Source organism: Bacillus sp. 2D03 (assembly GCF_003946765.1).
GTDB lineage: Bacteria > Bacillota > Bacilli > Bacillales > Bacillaceae_G > Bacillus_A > Bacillus_A cereus.
In genome coordinates this window covers 59,018-80,088 of sequence record NZ_RPSJ01000002.1, presented here as the reverse complement: position 1 = coordinate 80,088, position 21,071 = coordinate 59,018, and the positions used below count along the sequence as shown (strand labels likewise).

Here is a 21,071-nt window from a genome sequence, read left to right as displayed (position 1 = left end):
TTTACTCCCCCTTATACATCGGTTTGCGTTTTTCTTTGAATGCCTGTAATCCTTCTATGCGATCTTTCGTATGGATTACACCTTCATACGCTTGTTTTTCCATTTGTAATCCGGTATGTAAATCAACTTGAATACCATTTGAAATTGCCTCTTTTGCTAATCGAACAGCAATAGGTCCATTACTAGCAATTTTCTCTGCTATTTCAATCGCTTTCTCTTCAAGTAAATTAGCTGGTACAACAAATTCTACTAAACCGTATTCTTTTGCTTCTTGCGCTGAAATACGTCTACCTGTATAAATTAATTCTTTCGCTCTACCAGCACCAATTAATCTCGGTAAGCGCTGTGTACCACCTGCTCCTGGTATAATTGCAAGTGTCGTTTCAGTAAGACCAAGACTTGCAGATTCAGCAGCAATTCTAAAATCACAAGCTAAACTTAATTCCGTACCACCACCAAGTGCAATTCCATTTATAGCAGCAATAACTGGCTGTGGTAATTGTTCAACCATCTTCATAGTAGTACGAATCATACTAACAGCATGGCGAACTTGTTCTTCATTCATACCGGCACGCTCTTTTAAATCTGCACCAGCACAAAATGCTTTTTCACCAGCACCAGTCAAAATAACTACACGTGCGTTTGAATCTTCACTTATTTGAGTTAATATCGTTTGTAATTCATCTAATAATGCCAAAGATAATGAGTTTGCTTGTCTTGCACGATTTAACGAAATCTTTACTACGTGAGGTGTTACATAATCAACGGAAATGTTTTGTAATTGTAGCATCTACTCACCTACTTATCGTTTTATGTTGAAGCGCTCTATACACATGACTCGGTAATTGGATATTCAACTTACTTTGAATAAATTGACTAGCTCTCAATAACTTTTCTTCGTCTATATTCGTTTGGACTCCTAATTTATGGAGCATATGTACTAGGTCATCAGTGGCAACATTACCTGATGCTCCTGGTGCATAAGGGCAGCCCCCGAGTCCACCACAAGAACTATCAAACGTTGTAATACCGTATTCTAATGATTTAACTACATTCGCTAGAGCCATTCCATACGTATTATGAAAATGCATTGCAAACTGCGAAGCATCATACTTCTTTAATAGGTGTTCTAATACTTGTTCTACTTGTAATGGATTCGCTACACCGATTGTATCCCCAAGAGAAACTTCATAAATGCCGTATGAAAATAGTTGATTACATAATTCGTCAACTGCTGCGAGACTTATATCCCCTTCATAAGGACATCCAAATACAGTAGAAACATAGCCTCTTACCTTTTTCCCTTCGAATAATGCCTGTTTTGTTATATCTTCAATTACAACTAATGCTTCTTTAATCGATTTATTAATATTACTTTTATTATGAGATTCACTTGCTGATAAAAAAACATTCACCTCATCTACATTTTGCAAAAAAGCTCGTTCCAAACCATTTTGATTCGGAACAAGCGCAGCATATGTAACATTTGGATCCCTTTTCAGCTCAGAAAATACATCATTTGCATCCGCTAATGCAGGGACCCATTTTGGGTGAACGAATGAGGAAACTTCAACATACGACAATCCTGCTTCTGTAAGTAGTTGAATCCATTTTACTTTATCTTTTGTGCCAACAATCTTTTTTTCATTTTGTAAGCCATCACGTGGCCCGACTTCTTTAATGACAGCAAAATTAGGTAGTTTCAATTCGCTTCCCCCTATATCTCCCTATTCAATTTCTAATAATACATCTCCTTCATTTACAAAATCGCCTTCTTGCACATTAATTTTCATAACCGTGCCAGCTTCTTCTGAAATGATTGGAATTTCCATTTTCATAGATTCCAAAATGACGACATCCTGCTCTTCCTCTACTGTATCTCCTACTCCTACAACAATCTTCCAAACGTTTCCTGCCATCGATGCGTATACTTTCGTCATCATTTTTTCCCCCTTAATATTGTTAAATCTTATTTTTTAACGAGTTGTTTCGTTACAAAGCCTGTTGTATAAATACCCTCTTTGAACACTTCGTCTTCCAAAACTTGCAGTAGCATTGGTGTGTTCGTTTTAATACCTTCTACTTTTAATTCCTCTAGAGCATCATGTAATTTTGAAATTGCTTCTTCACGAGTCTCGCCATGTGCAATGACTTTCGCAATCATTGGATCATAGAAAGGTGTAATCGTTACATGATTTTCTAAGAAGTGATCAATCCGTACATTTGACGGTAATGTTAAATCTGTAATTTTCCCAGGTGACGGGAAGAATGTTTTCGGATCCTCTGCATAAATACGAGCTTCAATGGCATGACCACTACGTTTTACATCATCCTGAGTAAATGATAGTTTCTCTCCACTTGCAATCAGAAGTTGTTGTTCTACAAGGTCTAATCCCGTAATTTCTTCTGTCACTGGATGCTCTACTTGTAATCTCGTATTCATCTCTAAGAAATAGAAGTTCTTCTGATCATCTACAAGAAACTCAACTGTACCTGCATTTGTATAACCAAGTGCTTTGGCAGCTTGTACAGCAACTTCTCCCATCGCCTTTCGTGTACCTTCATCTAAAAATGGTGAAGGTGCTTCTTCGATTACTTTTTGATTTCGGCGCTGTACCGAACATTCACGCTCCCATAAATACACTGTGTTACCATGTGTATCTGCTAAAAGCTGAATTTCAATATGATGCGCGTCTGCTATATATCGCTCTAAATACATTTCTCCGTTACCGAAGAAGTTTTGCGCTCTCGTTTTATTACTTTCAAACGCTTTGGTGAGCGTTTGCTCAGTTTCCATCAACTGCATACCAATGCCTCCGCCGCCTGCGGATGCCTTAAGCATTAATGGATAACCAATTTGTTTTGCAATTTCAATTGCTTCTTCAGCAGTTTCAATATTTGTAGTAATACCTGGGACTACTGGGACATCTGCTGCTTGCATTGCGATACGTGATTCGATTTTACTTCCCATCTTCGTAATGATTTCTTCTGAAGGACCGATAAATACGATTCCTTCTTCTTTGCAGCGAACCGGAAAAGACGGATTCTCTGATAATAAACCATAACCCGGATGAATTGCTTCTGCATTTGTCTTCTTAGCTATTTCAATAATTTTTTCAAGGTTTAAATAGCTTTCTTGGACACGCGGTCCACCTACTAAGTAAGCTTCATTTGCCATTTTCACATGAAGGGCATTTTCATCTGCTTCAGAATAAATAGCAACAGTGCGAATGCCAAGTTTTTGACAAGTTTTCATAATACGAACAGCGATTTCCCCGCGATTCGCAATTAATATTTTTTGAAACATAGTGATTCCTCCCTTTTATCTACATCCTAAATGTCTAGCAATTACGAGACGTTGAATTTCAGAAGTTCCTTCACCAATTTCTAATAGTTTCGCATCACGAATATGTCGTTCAACTTCATATTCACGCATATAGCCATATCCACCATGAATCTGTACTGCTTGATTCGCAATACGGCTTGCCGCTTCCGATGCAAATAATTTTGCCATTGCCGCTTCTTTACCGAAAGGTTTATCGTTATCTTTTAACCAAGCTGCTTTATGTACTAAATTGCGTGCTAGCTCTACTTCAGTCGCCATATCAGCTAATTTAAATTGAATCGCTTGGAAATTAGAGATTGACTTTCCAAATTGTTGACGTTCTTTCGCATATTGCAATGCACGTTCAAAGGCTGATTGCGCAATACCAACTGCCAATGCTGCGATTGAAATACGTCCTCCATCAAGTGTATATAAAAATTGTTTAAAACCTTTATTTACATCACCAAGAATATTTTCTTTCGGTACACGAACACCATCAAGTACGATTTCACAAGTATTAGAAGCGCGAACGCCCATTTTATCGTAAGGACTAGAAATCGTTAATCCTTCACTAGTAGTAGGTACGATAAATGCTGAAATGCGTTTTCTACCATTCTCTTCAACACCGTTGACAGCGGTTACAATAATGGTATTTGCATACTCTGCGTTTGTAATCCAACACTTCTCACCACTGATTACATACTCATCGCCATCTAGTACCGCTTTCGTTTGAGTACCACCTGCATCTGATCCAGCATTCGGCTCCGTTAATCCGAAGGCACCTAATGTTTTACCTGACGCCATTGGAACTAAATACTTTTGTTTTTGTTCTTCTGTACCGAAATAATAAATTGGAGAAGCACCTAATGAAATTGTTGCAGCATAGCTTAAACCAGTGCCACCACAAGCGCGACCAATTTCTTCAACTGCTAACGCATACGATACAGTATCGCCACCTGAACCTCCATACTCTTCTGGGAATGGGATGCCTAATAATCCTAGTTCGCCCATTTTTTGAAATGTTTCATATGGAAACTCTGCAGTTTTGTCATAATATACAGCTTTCGGTGCGATTTCCTTTTCAGCAAAGTCACGTACCATTTCTTTAATCATTTGTTTTTCGCGAGTTAGAGTAAATTCCATTCCGCTACACACCCCTTATCGAATATTGAGTTTCGACAGCGTGCGAGTTTCTACTACAAACATAACAACTTAAAAGACAAGAATATTAGTTAGACAATTGCTACAATTCTGTCATAACTTAATTTTAAAACAGATTCTGTACTAATGCACAAAAAAATTCCTACATTGTTCTACAACAACATAGGAGTTTTCTTGTCGAAATATGTAATTTATTGTTTAATAATCTCTACCTTTACCCGAATCTGAAATCTCTACTAAAGCTTCAGGGTATGGTTCGAAATATGTTTGTCGTAATAAATACTTTTCATCAAATCGAAGAGCCCATGATTTTAAAATTGCAAGTATACTACTAAGCGGGCTTTTCTTTTCTTTATATTTTTGTATCAGATCTAAAAAATGATCTTTTTCTTGTTTTTTCAATTTTGTTTTAAAATATCCAAAAATATGTTCACATACATTTACATTCGATGTATAGCGGGGTGTACGCATAAATAATTCATATAAAGTCTTCTCATAGTTTTCAAATACAACTTCAATCTTTTCATTTTTGTGATTTGCAATTATACGCCCTAATTCCTTTTGTTTCACTTGATTATATGCCATAAATAAATATTTATTGTCCGACTGAAACGATACAAGGTCTTTCATATTTTTATTATGTTTAATCATTTTGTAATATGCGATTGTAAATAGTCTTGTAAAGAAATGCTCTCTAATAATAAAATTCGACAATCTGCCTTCCTCTTCAATAGGAAGATGCGAAAAATTTTTTACTACTGCTCCGCCAAATAAGCCCGATCCTTTTCCCTTTGCTGGCGCTTTTTCAAAACCAGAATAAATTTTCACATCACGCGTACCACAACTTGGCGAACGATTCTTTAAAATAAAACCATCCACATCCGATATCGTTTGTAAAAAGTCATTTGAAAACTGCTCCATTTTTTCAGTTACATCTTCTCGTGTCGACGGTTGCACAAGTCTGTTCTCACCATTTTCTTCTACAATTCGTATCGTTTCACGAGGAGTTCCCAATCCAATCTCCACTTCTGGACAAACAGGTATAAATGTAACAAATGGCTGCAAATTTCGTATTGTTACATCTGGAATCATCTCTCCATTATAACGACAAGCATCAAATTCTAAACATTTACTCACAACAATTGTTGGTTTTGCAAATTGTCGCATTTCATTACCTCCTTTGTACTAGTCCGTACTATATAAATTGTACTAAGTTTAGTATCGTAATCAAAGTTTGTTTTATTTAATATTTTAATGCACATATTCAATGCCATTTTAACAGTTATTTAGCTCTACGACGTAAAGATGTTCGCTTTAAAATCATGGTTTGATACTATCACAAATGAATAATGCACAAAAGAGTTGGAGAATGTAATACGTAAGAAAGGAGGGGAAATTTATGAAGAAAAAATTATCATCTATTTTAAGTGTTTTAGCACTATCTATTATGTTTTTAGGTACATCTGCCCAAGCTGAATACGATGGAAATCATATGAATAGAGTTAATAACACTGATATTTCAACTCGAGTTAATGACAATAATTTAGACAGAGTTAATAATGATGTGAGAACTCGAAATGTAAATACGACAAATGATTTAAATGATAATCGTGATAGAAATAATAATTGGGCTTGGCTCGGTTTATTAGGACTAGCAGGATTATTAGGTCTTAGAAGAAGAGACAAAGAAGTACGTTAATCTAGAATGTTTTTCGTAAACAAGTACTTATTTATCAAAAATATAACAAATATAAATCGCCTTTTTAAAGGCGATTTATTATTTTGCTTAAATGTAACATATGTAATTCATACTTCGACGATTAATTTCGTGGCGTTAATCCGTACAGTATAAATTGAATCGTATTTTCAATTTCCAAATCATCATCCCATTTTTCTTCAGGTAATAATAAAAATCTTGTTAATAATAAACCTAATACAGCTGATAAAGTAAGTCTTAATACTGAAGATGGCGGCATTTCAATAATTTCCCCGTCTTCTTGAAACTTTACAATCAACTTTTTAAAATGTGAAAATAACTCTGTTTCTACTAAATGTTGTATTTCATTTTTTAGTTCTGGCTGAAATGGCACTTCTTGAATTAATATTTTTATCATTGGAAAATGCTTTTTTGCAAATTCAAATCTATTATAAATCACAACTCTTAGAAACCCTTCGTATGATTCATACTCCGATTTAAATATTTCCTTTGCGAAGGTTTGTACGAAAAATGGTGCAGCAAACTTTGTTAATGTTGGCATGACGACTGCTAACAATAAATCTTTTTTCGTCTTATAGTAGCGGAAGATGGTTCCTTCCGCTACACCAGCACGCTTTGCAATTTCACTTGTTGAAGTTGAAGCGTATCCTTTTTCTCCAAACATATCAACAGCCGCCTCTAATATTCGCATTTGACGTTCATTTCGTTTATCCGTATTAGTTGCAGCTATTAATTCCTCCAGCCAATCCTTCTGCATTTATAAAGCTCCTTTTTGTCATTATTATATTTTGCGATGTTTCTTTAAAGCAAATACATTTCCTACTGCAAATAATAGTGAAAAAAGTAATAATACAGTAAGATCTAATGCAATCTCTGTAAACCCTTGATTCCGAATCATCACTTGTCTCATTGCGTCAGCGCCGTATGTGAGTGGAAATACTTTCCCTAACATTTGTAGCCACTTATTCATAGATTCCATTGGAAACAATCCAGAAAAGAAGATTTGTGGCACAATAACAAGCGGTATAAATTGAATCATTTGAAATTCATTATTTGCGTATGCCGATAAAAACGTACCTAATGTTAGTGCAGTTAAAGAGAGCATACATGTAATAAGTAGCGTTAGCCATATGGAGCCAGCTACGTATAAATCTAAAATATAAACGGAAAAGCTTACGATAATAATGGATTGTATAAAGGCAAAGATTCCAAAACCAATAATATAACCTGCGACTATTTCCCATCTTCTTACTGGGGTGGATAATAACCTTTCTAGCGTACCACTTAAACGTTCTCTTACGAAAGATACACCTGATAATATAAATACAAAGAAAAATGTAAAGAAACCAATTAATACAGGACCAAGCCCATCAAACATCGTAAAGTCTTTAGAGCCATGTAAATAATTTACTTCAGGTTTCATAATCGATACATCATTCTTCTCTGTACTTTTTTGCAATACTTGAAGTACAGCACGATTTTTTGACGAATCACTACCTTCCAACAGAAGTTTCATTTTTCCATTCTCTATACGAAATACTGCATCTACCTTTTGTTTTTCCAACTCAGAAATCGCCTTTTCTTTACTGTATTCATAAATTGACGCTTCTTGATTTTTCATCATTTTTACTATTTGAGCGGGCATATCAACAACAGCAATTTGCGGTACATAGTCTTTCTGTGTAAACACTAGTGACAAAAGCCAAAGTAATAACATCGGTGCTCCAAACATCATTGCTAACGAACGCTTATCTCGAAAAAATTGACGAATAATACGTATAATTACACCAGTAACTCTCATGATGGCACCACCTCTTCTAGCAAAAAGACATCTTCAATCCGTCCAGATGACACGCGTTTTTTCAATTCTTCAGTTGTTCCAACCGCAACTAGTTTCCCTTCTCTAATTAACCCTAGACGCTCACAAAATTCAGCTTCATCCATAATGTGCGTCGTTACAATAATCGTTGTGCCTTTCTTTTTAAGATCATAAAATTTTTCCCAAATCGTTTTTCTAAGAAGCGGATCTATCCCCACTGTAGGCTCATCTAAAATTAATATTTCTGGTTCGTGAAGGAGCGCTATTGCTAATGATAAGCGTTTTTTCATTCCACCTGAAAATTGTTGTACTTGCTTTTTCATATACTGTGACAATTGTACAAGTTCAAAAACCTCTGCAATTCTTATCTTTTTACGTTTTCCCTTTAGTCCATACATCGTTGCTATAAAATCTGCATTTTCATATGCTGACAATTCTTCGTATAATGCATCCGCCTGGGCCATATAACCAATTCTTTTCATTTCATTTAAATTAGGCATATTAGTATTATTAACAAGCACTTCACCTTTCGTTGCCTCATTAATACCTGCAATCATTTTAATGAGCGTTGTTTTCCCCGATCCAGAAGGTCCAACAAAACCAAAAATTTCTGCTTTTTCAACTTGCAATGAAAGATTGTGTAACACTTCTTTTTTTCCAAAACTTTTTGATACAGTCCGTAAAATAATTGAAGGTTGTTGCACGTTTCATCCTCCTTTTTCAATAAAATGAGTGAGTACTCACTTTTATTTTACCCTTGCTTAATTATATGTCAAACTTCATTGATTAGTATGTATGTTCAATCAACGATATTAAACAATGAAACAGAGTCGACATTAGAATTTCATTTCCTAAAATCGACTCTGTTTCATTTAAACTATAAATTTCACTTTACGTTTTTAAATTCATATACTTCCGAATTCTAGCAACATCTAAAGAATATTCAATAACTAATTGCTGTAACGGTAAAATAACTGTGTCAGGATATAAATGTGCATATTGTAATGTTTCTGCATATTTTTCTAACCTTTTTTCTAAATACTTTATTATTTGATCAGGATGACTTACTAATAAACATTTACAATAATAATGTATTTGTTCCTCAATCGCCGTGTATTCTTCAATTTCATATTCTTTATGCATGTGTACACCCCTTTAAGTTTTTTACATGAATTACTTATCACAATTTTCACTCGACAAATTTTAAGTTTTTTGATTATTTACACTATAACAAACAATCAGGGTCAAATTTTGTTACTTTATGTAACGTAGAAAATTTTTAACAAAATTGTAATGTTAACTCCTGCAAAATACATAAAATCTCTTTACTCACTTTTGCATAAAAAAATCGTACAGCTTAATTTAACTGCACGACTACAATCTCTGGCCTATTCAAAATTCTTTGCGGAATGATACTATTTCCTAATCCTCTACTCACTACCATTGATGTATTTTGTTCTACATATAAACCTGCTGTATATTTAGGTAAAACACCTTGATTTGGAGCAACTAATCCACCGATAAATGGCAATCTAACTTGCCCTCCATGAGCATGTCCCGATAAAACCAAATCCAACCTCTCATTCGTATATTCCTTTATAAATTCAGGCCTATGGGATAATAATACATTATATCTATCTGGCTGCATTTCAATTTTTGCTTTTTTAATTTCATCTATTATAATATTTCCTTCATCACGGTTTCCAGTAACAAACTCTGGATCATCAATACCTAGCAAGTTTATTTCTTGCTCACCCTTTCGAATGCCTACATGTTCATTCCTTAAAACATTGACACCATATTTCTTCAACTCTTTTTCTAAACTGTTATACTTTCCAGACCATTGTTCATGGTTTCCTGTCACAAAATATACAGGATACTTCTTTACCATTTCTTGTATTAATTGCATACTCACTTCTGCATCGTATGATTTACTGTCAATTAAATCACCCGTAATCGCAATAATATCTAGGTCTATACTTTTTATTTTTTGAATTAACACATCTTGATTATCGCCAAATTTTTTATTGTGTAAGTCTGAAATTTGTAGAATTTTATACCCTTTAAAAGAGGATGGTATTTTACTAGAGGTTATTTTAACCTCAGTTATACTTATTAAATTGTTCTGTAAATATAAAAAGATTGTAAAACCTACTAATATACAAATAATCATTACAATTCTATTAATTTTCTTTTTCATATTTTCTCCTTTACATTCTCATCAAACACTTCTATATGCTAACTGAATTATATTATACTTTCTTGAAATTTGTTTAAATTAATAAAATAATGCAGTACATGAAATTTCGTATGAGATATGTCATATATATTCGTTATATTTTTACTTTTACCTTTTTAATAATAAGAATACAAAAACGACTCTTATTACAAGAAAAGAGTCGTTTTCTAACTTTATACTTTTAATACTTTCATGTTAAAAATGCGAAAACTAAAATACTATTACCTAAGAGCCTTAACTATAACTTTAGTTGCCTCTGCAATGAGTTGATTATCATAGATTGCCTCTTTCTCATCTTTACTAGATAAAATTGCGATGATAATTGGTGCTCTATTTGGAGGCCAAACGACAGCAATATCATTTCTTGTCCCGTAACTACCAGCACCTGATTTATCTCCAACTACCCAGTCAGTTGGTATGCCTGCACGAATAAGTTTGTCCCCTGTAGCATTTCCTTTCATCCACTCTGTAAGAATTTTACGTTTTTCAGCTGGAAGTGCATTTCCGACCGTAAAAGCTTTAAGATTCGTAGCAATAGCTTTCGCTGTACTAGTGTCACGAATGTCTCCTGGAATAGCTTCGTTTAATTCTGTTTCAAAGCGATTAGACATAGTAATCCGATCCCCCATATGCCTAAGCGCTTTTTCATATCCTTTCGGTCCTCCTATTTTATTAAATAAAATGTTCCCTGCAGTATTATCACTTGAACGAACAGCTGCCTCTGCAATTTCTCCTAGTTTCATTCCAGTATCTACATGTTTCTCTGTAACAGGTGAATAATCCACTAAGTCTTCTTTCGTATATGTGATTACTTCATTTAATGAATCAATTGAGTTTTGCTGTAGTAATACTCCCGCGGCTAAAGCCTTGTATGTTGATGCGAAGGCAAATCTTTCGTTAGGTCGATAAGAGATTGTTTGATTTGTACCAGTATCAATCGCATATACACCTAATCGAGCATCAAATTTTTTCTCAAGTTGAGAGAACTCTTTATGCGTTGCCTGATTTTTATGTTTCACTTGTCCAGTCTTTTCTTTCGCTTCAACTTGCAGTGACTCTCCTGTAAAAGCTTCTAGGCTTGTAATACTTAAACCTAATATACCAACGCATATTCCTATTTTTAGCATCCTCTTATTTTTCAAAATCATCATTCCTTCCAAATTTTTAGCACCTTTTTATACGTACACATAATAGACAATCACCGAACCAAATTTGTTCCATAAACTGAAAAAATTTATAGCTAGTATGAGAATTATTAACAAAATAAGAGATAGTAGCTATGATCGCCACTATCTCTTATTTCACATTTCATTTTTTTACTTATAAATGGCTTTATATAAACAGGTTCTCTTCCCTGAGAAAAGTATTCTAATTTTGCTTGGAACCACCTGTACTAGTAGATTCACCATGTATACGTTGCTGTTTTAAATCAAAGTATACATCTAATACTTCCTTTCCAATTATAGAATTAATTCCATTTTTATCATCATGAAGCCATGGAACTACTACGGAAAATGCTACTTCTGGATTATCATATGGAGCATATCCAACTAACGTTAAGTTATAACATTCCATACGTTCTCCTTTTGCATTTCTACCAATCGGGTCATCTCCACCATATACAGTTTGGGCTGTTCCTGTCTTTCCTGCTGGTTTATATGGCGCGTTTTTGAAATATTTCACGCCAGTTCCATCACCTTCTTGGAATACCCATCTAAACCCTTCTTTTATACGATCAATATGTTCTTTCTTCATATCAATTCGATTTAATACGACAGGCTCTATGGAACGTATAACTTTGCCAACCTCTTCTTTTATTGATTGTTCTCGTATTTCTTGTACAATTTGAGGTTGCATTCTATAACCCCCATTCGCAATCGTTGAAATATATTGCGCTAATTGCAACGGCGTATACGTATCATACTGACCGATAGAAAAATCTAGTAAAAAACCAGGTTGACTATCTACTTTTCTCGTTTGTCCAATTATTTCATTCGGTAAATCAATACCTGTTGGGACACCTAAACCAAATTGCTTGAAATAATAGCGCATCGTATCAAATGCTCCTTGTTTAATATCCAATGAGCCATTTGGTACGTAATTGACTCCCGCAATTTTTAAAGCTGTCTGGAACATGTATACATTCGAAGATACTTGTAAAGCCCGTAAATCATTAATATTACCAAATCCGGATACATTCCACGATTTCTTAGCTTGTGTACCTTTAAATTTCATCGGCGCGTCATAAAATTGATCTCCTGGATGTATTGCCCCTGTCTCATATCCAGTTAATAAAGTAGCACCTTTTACAGCTGACCCTAGCTCATACGAAGTTGTCATGTTACCTAATGCCAAATCCTCAACCTCTATTCTTCCTTCTTTTTCTACAATCTTTTTGCCTGCCATTGATAAAATTTGTCCGTTATTTGGATTCGTCATGACAACAAAAGCTCGATCGAGCAGTGGCTCTGAACTCTTAAAAGCTCTCAAGTTTTTCTCTATACTTTCTTCCACTTTCTTTTGTAATTCCATATCAATCGTTAATGTTAAACTATTACCACTTTTTCCTTTAGAGATTATTTCTGTGCTAACAATGTTTCCTGATTTATCAGTAATATTTTTCACTTCTTCTTTTGTGCCGTGTAATACATCTTCATATCGTTGTTCAATATAACTTTTTCCAACACGATCATTACGGTTATATCCACGTACTAAATAAGAATCTAAATTTTCTTTCGGTAATCCTTCTTCACTACTCGTAATATTTCCTAATACAGAACGAAATAAATTACCGTTTACATAATTACGTTCCCAATCAACAGTTGCATCTACTCCTGGAAAATTCGCAAGATTTTCGCTTATCCGCGCATACTCTTCATCTGTTACATCTTTTTTAATGATTTGTGGTGTTAGTTGATAACCTGAACTCATTTTACTTTTAATAGCTAACACCTTTAAATCTTGTGCTGTTAATTCTGCTAATTCTACCTCTGTAACACGACCTCTTCTTAAGTCTTCTATTTTTTTATCTAACTCTTTTCCCTCTATACCCTTTTCTTTAAACTTTTCTATATCTTTCTTAGTAATCTTTGTCTCCGCACGTTTCGAATTCAACTGCATCCAAAAATCTTTTTTATCGATATCTGTTAATTTATTTATATCTTGTTCAGGCATTTCAAGTACTTTCGCCAAGTCTTTTGCTGTTTTTAAAATATCTTCACTCGTAATTCCCTTCACCCTTGTATACGTAATTGTGCGAAGAGATTTATTATTAACAACTATTTTCCCTTCTCGATCTAAAATTTGCCCACGTGGAACTGGAATACTAGTTATTGCATTTTGACTACTTTCCACTTGGTTCTTATAAGCCTCTCCCTCAACGATTTGTACCTTTCCTAGCTGCATAATAATAGCTGAGAATAGTACAAATATGCAAAGGAACATTATATTTAATCGAATAGATATATATGTCTTCTGCTTCTTGCCTTTTTGTCCTTTCATAAATCCTCCATTTAATCCTTTCAGGAATTGCTACAAATACTAAAAACATCCCTTATATATTAGATACCGATAATCGGTTATAAATATCGCCTCAATCTTTTGCTTATTCCTTGTAAGCATCTATTCCTTTTCGTTTAGCTATGGAATTAGTAACTCTCCCTTCTTGTTTTCTCTCTATTTTTTGCCGCTTGCATTAGAAGTGCTAAACTGTATAATGACTCTTATTAAACTTACATATAAACTTGCTAGTAAATTTTCATGCTAATTATTCCTTTCTTCATGCTGTAATACTTAATAGACAACCTAAACAATAAAGTTGTTCCACATTTACAAAAAAAATAATTAAATATAAGATGAAATAGGCTACATAAGGGAGGGTTATATGTTACATACAAAAAGATGGAGATTTATTGCGGTTCTTTCTATTGTAGGTTTGATTTTACTAATTTTATTAAAAATCAACTTCATTTCAATTACTATCGCAACTTCTTCAGCTGAAAGAGGAAAGATTTTTGATAAAAATGGTGTAATGCTAGCTACAAATAAGAAAGTTAAGTCTCTATATTGCACTTCTAATGATGAAAAGCTATCGAAACAAGATACATCAAACACATTAGCTTTTTTCAACCAATTTTCAAGCGAGTTTCAACATGATATTTCTACAGAGAACATAAAATCTCAATTACAACAATCTTGTAAAAAGAAGACTATGAATGATATACCGTTATACTCTGATATTAATGAGAATGAACTTGCATTCATAAACAAAAATAAACCCAATAATGTAATAATTAAAGATGAATGGATTCGATATTACCCTAAACACGAAATTGGTTCACAGGTAATTGGGTATGTAGAAAATGACCTTAATTCAAAGCATTTGGCTGTTGGAAAAAGCGGGATTGAGCTGCAATATGAAAATGATTTAAAAGGAAAACCAGGCAAAACTCTTATTTTTAAATTGAATAATAAAAAGTTCTTATGGAACATTCAAAAAGTACAAAAAGGAAAAGATGTGCGGCTAGCTTTAGACTCTGAGTTGCAGCAAAAGGCAGAAGAAGCATTAAAATCTCAAATTAAGAAAACACCTGATGCTAAAGCTGGTTATGCTATAGTGAGCGATGCAAAAACTGGCGCAATTTTAACTATGGCCAACTCGGTAGCTTTTAATCCAAATATATTAAATACACATGTATCTTCTAGAAAAGAAAACATTAAATCTCTTTCGCAAAATAAAGCAATTCAAAAATTAAAGTATGGTGAATCTTATGTAAATATGGCTTCTACTATAAAACCACTCACTATTTTAATTGGATTAAATGAAAAGCTTTTCCAACCAGAAGATACTTATTTAGATAAAGGTACTTTTCAGTATGATAATCAAAATAACATTACGAATGCGCCTGGAACACCAACAGGGGAGATTACACCGAGGCAGGCTATCATTAATTCATCTAACACATTTATGACAGCAAAAGTAGCTCTGCCCTTATTCAACCAAAATAATGGAAATATAGAAAAAGTGGCACATATATGGACAGATTATTTAATGCAATTCGGCCTACGTTCTAAAACTGGGATTGATTTACCCTTTGAAGAAGACGGACAATATGAATTCCATCCATCTAATAAATTTGAAAATGGGATTTCAGCTTTATTAAATGCCTCTTGGGGAGGAAATGAAGTGCATACTCCTCTTCAACTCGCTCAATATGCAGCAACTTTGGCAAGTAAAGGCGACAAATATAAACCTCAAATCGTAAGTGCGATTATTGGTCAAGATGGTAAGGAAACCAAAAAGTTTAAACCCATTTTAGAAAGTTCAAATCGTTACCCGATGAACTTTTGGAGTGTCGTGCAAGGTGGGATGAGTCAAAATATAGAGGAAATTAAAAAGTTGCCCTTTGACGTCGCAGGTAAAACAGGTATTACAGGTTTTCCAAATGAGCAAGCAAGAATGATAAATCACTCTCTTTTCATTGCGTATGCTCCTACGGAAGATCCACAAATTGCCGTTTCTGTCGTTATCCCTGGTAGTAATTCAGAAAAAAACATTGCCGCTCTCGTTACATCAGAAATTTTAGAGTACTGGAATACTCTTCAAAAAGAAAATAAAAATAAAGAGGAAGGTTCACTTTAATGAACCTTCCTCTTTTACCATATAGAATCTATATTTATTATTTTCCATATACCTTCATTATTCTTTTCGAACATAAATGAATATTTAATATCAGTTAAAACATACTCTTTCTGTACATATCCAGTATTACCGTTAATTGTAGATATTTTTATATATCCATTATTCTGTACTTTTTCTGGAATCCAAGCTTTTACCATTTCATTAGATACTTCATATAAAACTTGTGATTCTCGCTTTGGTTCAGCTAAAATTTTCGTTTTATTTCCAGTAACAGTTGCATATATAAAATGCGCTTGGTTTGGTTGGTTACTTTCTGTCAATCCACTTGGTACTTTATATACTTGCTTTGTATCTTTTGCAAACTCTCCTCCCATTGTAAGGGCGACTTGCAACTCATGAAAAATATCTTCATCAAACTTCAGTTCATCCTTCTTATAACTCTTCCCTTTAAATAGAACTTCATCATTTAACGCTTTGTACAGGTCATTTTCATTTTTTGAGTTCGTACTTTGATATAGTTCATTCATAAATTGTTTTAATGATGGATCTTGAGCAGACTCATCTTTTGTTTTAGGCTTAATTTGAGTACTACTTTGTACCGGTGATTTATTATCATCAAGCCAAGGTTGTTGAACAATGAAAAATAACATTGTACAAACCAAAACAACTACAATAGGTAATGCTTTTTTACGAAATGGTCTTTTATGTTTTACAAAATCCACTTCATTATTTTCATATATAGACTGCTTTATTTTAGAAATAAATTCTTCTTCATCTTTACGATTCTCCATTGGCCCTTTTTTTATTTTTCTATACCAGTCAGGATTTTGTTTATTGTTCATCACTACTACCCTCCCCTATTAATTTTGAAACCTTACTTCTCGCTCTACTTAATCTCGATTTTACAGTTCCAATGGATACTCCTAATGTTTCAGCCATTTCTTCATAAGATAATTCATATTTTGCGTCCAATATAATTATTTCACGGTGCTTTTTAGGTAGTTCTAATACAACCTTCCACACATCATTCATTTCTTCTTGCTTAAAAAATTCTTGTTCTGCTGACAAGGATTGCTTATCGTCACTAAAAAATCCTATTAAAGATATCCTTTTAAAATAGGAGGATTTCAAATAGTTTATTGCCGTATTTCTTGTGATTTTTAATATCCACGTTTTAACAGATGACTCCTTTCGAAATGAATTCCAATTTTTAAACACCTTTATAAATACATCTTGTGTGATATCATCTGATAAGTGTGGATCTTTCGTAATAATAAATGAATAATTCCATACATCTTGCCAATAGTCTTTTATAACATAGTCCAGCTCATCATGATTACACTTTTCAATAAACGTCTGTTCCATTTCCACACCTCAAACTTATTTGAATAAACATAAAAACTGCCCTCACTTTTATTATGGTTTCAATATATAGACAAGATACAAGTTTCATTTGTTCCATTGTTTATCTTTTTTCAAGCAGAATAATACTACTAAAAAACAAGTAAAGCATACAATGATAAAATTCTACTCATGAAAATCTGTTTTTTGAATTTAACGTAACACTCCACTTGTCCATTTCAATTTGCTATCTCCTTCTATTTGCCATTAACAATGTCAACTTTTCTAGAATCACAGCAAAAAAGCATTCTTTCTAATCGAGAATGCTTTTTTGAAATTTAATTGTTCTATATTTTCCCCAATTTATATCTTTGAGTTAAGCAAACATGTAATAAATTTAGTCAAAAAATTCACCATATAATTAAGTATTATTTCTGAAATACATGTTTTACTTTTTCACCTGGAACGTTACTTCCTCCTCTTCCTTTTACATCTTCAATCATCATTGTAACAATCATGTCTGGCGCATTTGCATCGAAAGCTGCGAACCATCCCAGTTCTTTTCCGTCTGCTTCTTTCGACTCTTTCAGTTCTGCTGTACCGGTTTTACCAGCAAGCGTTACACCATTAACCTTTGCAATTCTCCCCGCGCCATCAGGGTCATTAATGACTTTGATTAATGCACTCTTTAATATCTCTTGATTCTTTTTAGAAATCACATTTTCTTTCCAATTCCCCGCTACTTTTGCTTCTTTTAAAAGGTGTGGCGACGGAATATTCCCTTCATTCACAATCGGTGCATATGTTAATGCTAAATGAAGTGGCGTCATTAATACTTGTCCTTGTCCATAACCCGTGTCTGCTAGTTGAATATCATTTTTTATCCCATCTTTTGCAATAATTGAAATAGGAAATTCGTATTCGATTGGTAATTTTTCATGAAATCCGTACTTTTTAAATTCATTTACATACTGATCTTTTCCCATTTTCAAAGCTTGTTGAGCAAAATAAATATTATCAGAGTACTTCATTGCCTTATCAAAATCAATTGGACTTGCATCCTTCACACGCGTTACATAGTAATTTCCCCAAGATGAATCTTTTGTCCACTTTAATCCTTGAATTTTAAATTCTTCCTTTGGATTTATTGTGTTTGTTTCCAAACCAATTGCACCTGTAATCGTTTTAAATACGGAACCTGGTACAAATGCTTGTGTGAAGCGATTCATCATTGGTAGTTTCGAGTCGTTACTCCATACTTCTCGTTGGGCTTTCGATGCTCCTCTAACTATTATATTTGGATTATAAGCAGGGCTACTTACAAGTGCGATTGTTTCACCTGTTTTAGGATTGACCGCTGCACTAGACCCTGCTTCAGTTTTCATCTCATTAAAGATTTTTTCTTGAATTGCAGCATCAATTGTTAACGTAACAGTTTCTCCCTCTTTTGATTCTTTTTTTGCTACGTTTTTAATCTCTTTCCCCTTCTCATCTTCTATAAATACGCGTCCACCCTTTTCACCACGCAATTTATTTTCTAACACTTTCTCTAAACCGGTCTTACCTACTAAATCATCTGCTTGATAACCTTGTTTTTGAAGTGATTTTAACTCCTCCGCATTCACCTTTCCTATATATCCAGTTAAGTGTGCCGCTGCTTCACCTAATGGATACGTACGAATATTTACTGGACGAGATGAAACTCCTTCTAATTCAATATAATCATTCTGTCTGGTTCCTTCTTTTAAAATACCAATTGGTACAAAGGAGTCTGGTTTTATCCATTTCGCTGTGAGCTTTTGTTCAACCTCTTCTGTAGACATATCAAGTAATTGTGCTACTATTTCTTTCGTTTGCGCTGCTGTTTCGCCTAGTTTCTCTGGAATAATTCCAACCTCAGTCGCTTTACCATTCGTTGCAAGCCCTTTTCCATTTCGATCATATATTTCTCCACGTTTTCCTTGCTCTATTTGCATACGTACTTTGTAATCTTTTTTCATTCCTGGAAAAATGAAGTCTGGTGTCCAATCTATTTTCCAAGACTCTTTATCTTTCACAAGTTTTGCTTCATGGATGAATGAAACTGATCCTACATCCGTATCCATCTTAACTTCAAAAAGAAAAAGCTCTTTATCTTTCGTATTCTCTCCTTTCATTTTAACTTTTAAATTCTTAGCTCCAATCCCCTCATAGATTTTTTGATATTTTTCTGTGAATTCTTTTTTAGAAATTGATTTTTTTGCATGATCTGATAAATGATCATACATATTTGTAAATTTTCTATCATTCCATAAATTGATATATTCTTCAAATGCTTGTTTTGGCGGTTCGTTTTTATTACATCCTACCAACATAACCGCAAAACAAACGAAAAGCAGCATCCATAATTTTTTCAATTCAATCTTCTCCCTTAGTTAAAAATGATGATTCCTTTCTTAATTTATTTAATAAAAAATGTTTTAACGCTTAATAGACAGTGAAAGTAATGATATTGTTCCATATTTACAAAAAACTAAAAAAGAGTGATAAGAATTCCATAAATTTGGAATCCTCATCACTCTCGTTTGATAATGTGCAAATCATGAGTATGAAATAAGAATTTCTAAGTTTTAAAAATAATTTCAATTTTCCAGCTAACGGGATAAAAATCATGTATTTGTTCTATTTTTAATAATTCATAAATTCGTTGAAATGTTCGCATCAAATTCATCTGATGTTTTGGTATCTATTTTTCTCCCATCAATTGTCATCTTTATTTTTTGTTTTTGGTTTGCTGTTACCACCCAAGCGTTCAGTAAATAACGATCTTCATGGGATAATGTAGACGGTGAATTTATAACCTTTCCTCCTAAATATAGCGTAGCAGAAGAACCTCCATCCATTGTCGCTGTCCAACATTACGGTTATAACAGTAGACATTTTGTTGATGCTCAATTAACAAAGCTACTTTTAGGAACAATAGGATTAATAATTTGTGCTTTACTCCCATATGAAATATGGAAAAAACGAATAGTCTCAATGAAAAAACAACTTAAGTTTTACCCTATACAATCATTAAAATATATTAAATTTATTGTTGTATTAATTACCAATAAGAATTTCATAAAGAAAGCACAGACTTATTAAGGCACATATTTATCTAACCTACATAAAATAAAGATGTACAATTGCCTACTTTATGAATTTTTTATAATGATATATAGAAAGGATTCATTAAGTTATGTTTGTTGGGAAATAACATTTATATTTCTTCTAAAATAAACAGGGTACAAATTACACATATCAGCCTGTTTATTTTAGAGAAAAGTTGTTTATAAGTAGTTCTTTTCTTTAAAAGAAGGAACTACATTTTTTAAATTAAATTTCTAAATGGATAAATTTAGCACGGGAAAGGAATTGAACTTATGTCTAATTTAAATTTCATTTCTGATCAATTTGCTGCAATTCTTAAAGGAAAGAGTAAAATAAATCAAGGTGGTTGTTCGGTGTCTTTTCACCGCAATTTTAAGGTCCTGGTTCAAGGAAAACGAAGTGCCTATGTAGTTCCCGTCGGAGTAAGTTTTGAATCGTTGGATCAAAATGGCAATGCATTAAATTTAGGAGAAATCGCGGTTCTACAAGAAGAGATCCCTGCATTTATGAAATCAATTGTACAACAAGGAATTATTGTCAGTGCTTTACATAATCACTGGTTATACATGAATCCCTTAATTATGTATATTCATATCCAATCGGTAGAGCACCCGTTACATTTTGCAAGAAAATTGGCAAATTCATTTTTATCGTTAAGCAGCTATCCTGTTACTAATATCGAAGGGCAATAATTTA

At 33.5% G+C, this 21,071-nt stretch carries 19 protein-coding genes and 2 pseudogenes; 4 read left to right on the top strand and 17 right to left on the bottom strand.

The genetic code is table 11. From position 1 onward, the window contains the following. Window position 1 precedes the first annotated feature (1 nt). From EBQ15_RS05395 to EBQ15_RS05370, 6 genes are all read right to left on the bottom strand, one after another. The gene (locus tag EBQ15_RS05395; RefSeq protein WP_000939795.1) at window positions 2-790 is read right to left on the bottom strand and encodes an enoyl-CoA hydratase; all 789 of its coding nucleotides are present in this window, start codon (window positions 788-790) and stop codon (window positions 2-4) included. Between the two features lie 4 nt (window positions 791-794). Beyond that, window positions 795-1,706 carry a hydroxymethylglutaryl-CoA lyase gene (gene mvaB, locus EBQ15_RS05390; protein ID WP_000775429.1) on the bottom strand — a complete coding sequence of 304 codons (912 nt, stop codon included), beginning with the start codon at window positions 1,704-1,706 and terminating at the stop codon, window positions 795-797. Between the two features lie 21 nt (window positions 1,707-1,727). Then, the gene (locus EBQ15_RS05385; protein WP_001987345.1) at window positions 1,728-1,943 is read right to left on the bottom strand and encodes an acetyl-CoA carboxylase biotin carboxyl carrier protein subunit; all 216 of its coding nucleotides are present in this window, start codon (window positions 1,941-1,943) and stop codon (window positions 1,728-1,730) included. A 26-nt stretch (window positions 1,944-1,969) separates the two neighbouring features. Further along, window positions 1,970-3,307 carry an acetyl-CoA carboxylase biotin carboxylase subunit gene (locus EBQ15_RS05380; protein ID WP_000486742.1) on the bottom strand — a complete coding sequence of 446 codons (1,338 nt, stop codon included), beginning with the start codon at window positions 3,305-3,307 and terminating at the stop codon, window positions 1,970-1,972. 15 nt (window positions 3,308-3,322) lie between these two features. Then, window positions 3,323-4,468 carry an acyl-CoA dehydrogenase gene (locus EBQ15_RS05375; RefSeq protein WP_000397282.1) on the bottom strand — a complete coding sequence of 382 codons (1,146 nt, stop codon included), beginning with the start codon at window positions 4,466-4,468 and terminating at the stop codon, window positions 3,323-3,325. 216 nt (window positions 4,469-4,684) lie between these two features. Beyond that, window positions 4,685-5,653: a YbgA family protein gene (locus EBQ15_RS05370; protein ID WP_001248646.1), complete on the bottom strand. Its 969-nt coding sequence runs from the start codon at window positions 5,651-5,653 to the stop codon at window positions 4,685-4,687. Window positions 5,654-5,885: 232 nt separating this feature from the next. Between EBQ15_RS05370 and EBQ15_RS05365 the strand changes: the two genes are divergently transcribed. Further along, complete coding sequence (locus EBQ15_RS05365) at window positions 5,886-6,185, top strand: WGxxGxxG family protein (protein ID WP_000728148.1); 300 nt, start codon at window positions 5,886-5,888, stop codon at window positions 6,183-6,185. Window positions 6,186-6,306: 121 nt separating this feature from the next. On the opposite strand, the gene EBQ15_RS05360 is transcribed toward EBQ15_RS05365, so the two are convergent. From EBQ15_RS05360 to EBQ15_RS05330, 7 genes are all read right to left on the bottom strand, one after another. Further along, entirely contained in the window at window positions 6,307-6,960 is a 654-nt protein-coding gene (locus tag EBQ15_RS05360; protein WP_001168186.1) for a TetR/AcrR family transcriptional regulator, read from the bottom strand. 24 nt (window positions 6,961-6,984) lie between these two features. Then, window positions 6,985-8,004 (bottom strand): ABC transporter permease, encoded by a 1,020-nt coding sequence (locus EBQ15_RS05355; RefSeq protein ID WP_001266755.1) that lies wholly within the window; start codon window positions 8,002-8,004, stop codon window positions 6,985-6,987. Further along, window positions 8,001-8,726, bottom strand: coding sequence for an ABC transporter ATP-binding protein (locus EBQ15_RS05350; protein ID WP_001187066.1), 726 nt, complete (start codon window positions 8,724-8,726; stop codon window positions 8,001-8,003). The genes EBQ15_RS05355 and EBQ15_RS05350 overlap by 4 nt, the downstream gene beginning before the upstream one ends. A 187-nt stretch (window positions 8,727-8,913) precedes the next feature. Then, window positions 8,914-9,165 carry a hypothetical protein gene (locus EBQ15_RS05345; RefSeq protein WP_000548621.1) on the bottom strand — a complete coding sequence of 84 codons (252 nt, stop codon included), beginning with the start codon at window positions 9,163-9,165 and terminating at the stop codon, window positions 8,914-8,916. 214 nt (window positions 9,166-9,379) lie between these two features. Further along, window positions 9,380-10,222, bottom strand: a complete 843-nt coding sequence (locus EBQ15_RS05340) for a metallophosphoesterase (RefSeq protein WP_000727183.1) — start codon at window positions 10,220-10,222, stop codon at window positions 9,380-9,382. 260 nt (window positions 10,223-10,482) lie between these two features. Then, complete coding sequence (gene bla, locus EBQ15_RS05335; protein ID WP_033683998.1) at window positions 10,483-11,409, bottom strand: class A beta-lactamase Bla1; 927 nt, start codon at window positions 11,407-11,409, stop codon at window positions 10,483-10,485. A 220-nt stretch (window positions 11,410-11,629) separates the two neighbouring features. Beyond that, window positions 11,630-13,762, bottom strand: a complete 2,133-nt coding sequence (locus EBQ15_RS05330) for a peptidoglycan D,D-transpeptidase FtsI family protein (RefSeq protein ID WP_000678282.1) — start codon at window positions 13,760-13,762, stop codon at window positions 11,630-11,632. Between the two features lie 382 nt (window positions 13,763-14,144). Here EBQ15_RS05330 and EBQ15_RS05325 point away from each other — a divergent pair, with 382 nt between their 5' ends. Continuing rightward, window positions 14,145-15,902, top strand: coding sequence for a peptidoglycan D,D-transpeptidase FtsI family protein (locus tag EBQ15_RS05325; RefSeq protein ID WP_000903354.1), 1,758 nt, complete (start codon window positions 14,145-14,147; stop codon window positions 15,900-15,902). A gap of 14 nt (window positions 15,903-15,916) precedes the next feature. On the opposite strand, the gene EBQ15_RS05320 is transcribed toward EBQ15_RS05325, so the two are convergent. From EBQ15_RS05320 to EBQ15_RS05305, 4 genes and pseudogenes are all read right to left on the bottom strand, one after another. Continuing rightward, window positions 15,917-16,744, bottom strand: a complete 828-nt coding sequence (locus tag EBQ15_RS05320; RefSeq protein WP_001060758.1) for an SH3 domain-containing protein — start codon at window positions 16,742-16,744, stop codon at window positions 15,917-15,919. After that, entirely contained in the window at window positions 16,734-17,267 is a 534-nt protein-coding gene (locus EBQ15_RS05315; RefSeq protein WP_000438334.1) for an RNA polymerase sigma factor, read from the bottom strand. The genes EBQ15_RS05320 and EBQ15_RS05315 overlap by 11 nt, the downstream gene beginning before the upstream one ends. Window positions 17,268-17,671: 404 nt before the next feature. Further along, a complete protein-coding gene (locus EBQ15_RS05310; protein ID WP_000737771.1) occupies window positions 17,672-19,639 on the bottom strand; it encodes a penicillin-binding transpeptidase domain-containing protein in 1,968 nt (655 codons plus the stop codon). A gap of 279 nt (window positions 19,640-19,918) precedes the next feature. Next, window positions 19,919-20,125 (bottom strand): annotated as a pseudogene (locus EBQ15_RS05305) (phosphodiester glycosidase family protein); the annotation flags it as partial. On the opposite strand from EBQ15_RS05305, the pseudogene EBQ15_RS05300 reads away from it, so the two are divergent. Next, a pseudogene (locus EBQ15_RS05300) lies at window positions 20,121-20,264 on the top strand (cell division protein FtsW); the annotation flags it as partial. The pseudogenes EBQ15_RS05305 and EBQ15_RS05300 sit on opposite strands and share 5 nt — an antisense overlap. Window positions 20,265-20,647: 383 nt before the next feature. Further along, a complete protein-coding gene (locus tag EBQ15_RS05295; RefSeq protein WP_000067579.1) occupies window positions 20,648-21,067 on the top strand; it encodes a DUF1259 domain-containing protein in 420 nt (139 codons plus the stop codon). The last annotated feature ends 4 nt before the right edge of the window (window positions 21,068-21,071 follow it).

Coding starts and splice junctions, on each gene's coding strand:
- EBQ15_RS05395 (WP_000939795.1), bottom strand. CDS start 790: ATGCTACAATTACAAAACATTTCCGTTGATTATGTAACACCTCACGTA.
- EBQ15_RS05385 (WP_001987345.1), bottom strand. CDS start 1,943: ATGATGACGAAAGTATACGCATCGATGGCAGGAAACGTTTGGAAGATT.
- EBQ15_RS05380 (WP_000486742.1), bottom strand. CDS start 3,307: ATGTTTCAAAAAATATTAATTGCGAATCGCGGGGAAATCGCTGTTCGT.
- EBQ15_RS05375 (WP_000397282.1), bottom strand. CDS start 4,468: ATGGAATTTACTCTAACTCGCGAAAAACAAATGATTAAAGAAATGGTA.
- EBQ15_RS05370 (WP_001248646.1), bottom strand. CDS start 5,653: ATGCGACAATTTGCAAAACCAACAATTGTTGTGAGTAAATGTTTAGAA.
- EBQ15_RS05365 (WP_000728148.1), top strand. CDS start 5,886: ATGAAGAAAAAATTATCATCTATTTTAAGTGTTTTAGCACTATCTATT.
- EBQ15_RS05360 (WP_001168186.1), bottom strand. CDS start 6,960: ATGCAGAAGGATTGGCTGGAGGAATTAATAGCTGCAACTAATACGGAT.
- EBQ15_RS05355 (WP_001266755.1), bottom strand. CDS start 8,004: ATGAGAGTTACTGGTGTAATTATACGTATTATTCGTCAATTTTTTCGA.
- EBQ15_RS05345 (WP_000548621.1), bottom strand. CDS start 9,165: ATGCATAAAGAATATGAAATTGAAGAATACACGGCGATTGAGGAACAA.
- EBQ15_RS05340 (WP_000727183.1), bottom strand. CDS start 10,222: ATGAAAAAGAAAATTAATAGAATTGTAATGATTATTTGTATATTAGTA.
- bla (WP_033683998.1), bottom strand. CDS start 11,409: ATGATTTTGAAAAATAAGAGGATGCTAAAAATAGGAATATGCGTTGGT.
- EBQ15_RS05330 (WP_000678282.1), bottom strand. CDS start 13,762: ATGAAAGGACAAAAAGGCAAGAAGCAGAAGACATATATATCTATTCGA.
- EBQ15_RS05325 (WP_000903354.1), top strand. CDS start 14,145: ATGTTACATACAAAAAGATGGAGATTTATTGCGGTTCTTTCTATTGTA.
- EBQ15_RS05320 (WP_001060758.1), bottom strand. CDS start 16,744: ATGAACAATAAACAAAATCCTGACTGGTATAGAAAAATAAAAAAAGGG.
- EBQ15_RS05315 (WP_000438334.1), bottom strand. CDS start 17,267: ATGGAACAGACGTTTATTGAAAAGTGTAATCATGATGAGCTGGACTAT.
- EBQ15_RS05295 (WP_000067579.1), top strand. CDS start 20,648: ATGTCTAATTTAAATTTCATTTCTGATCAATTTGCTGCAATTCTTAAA.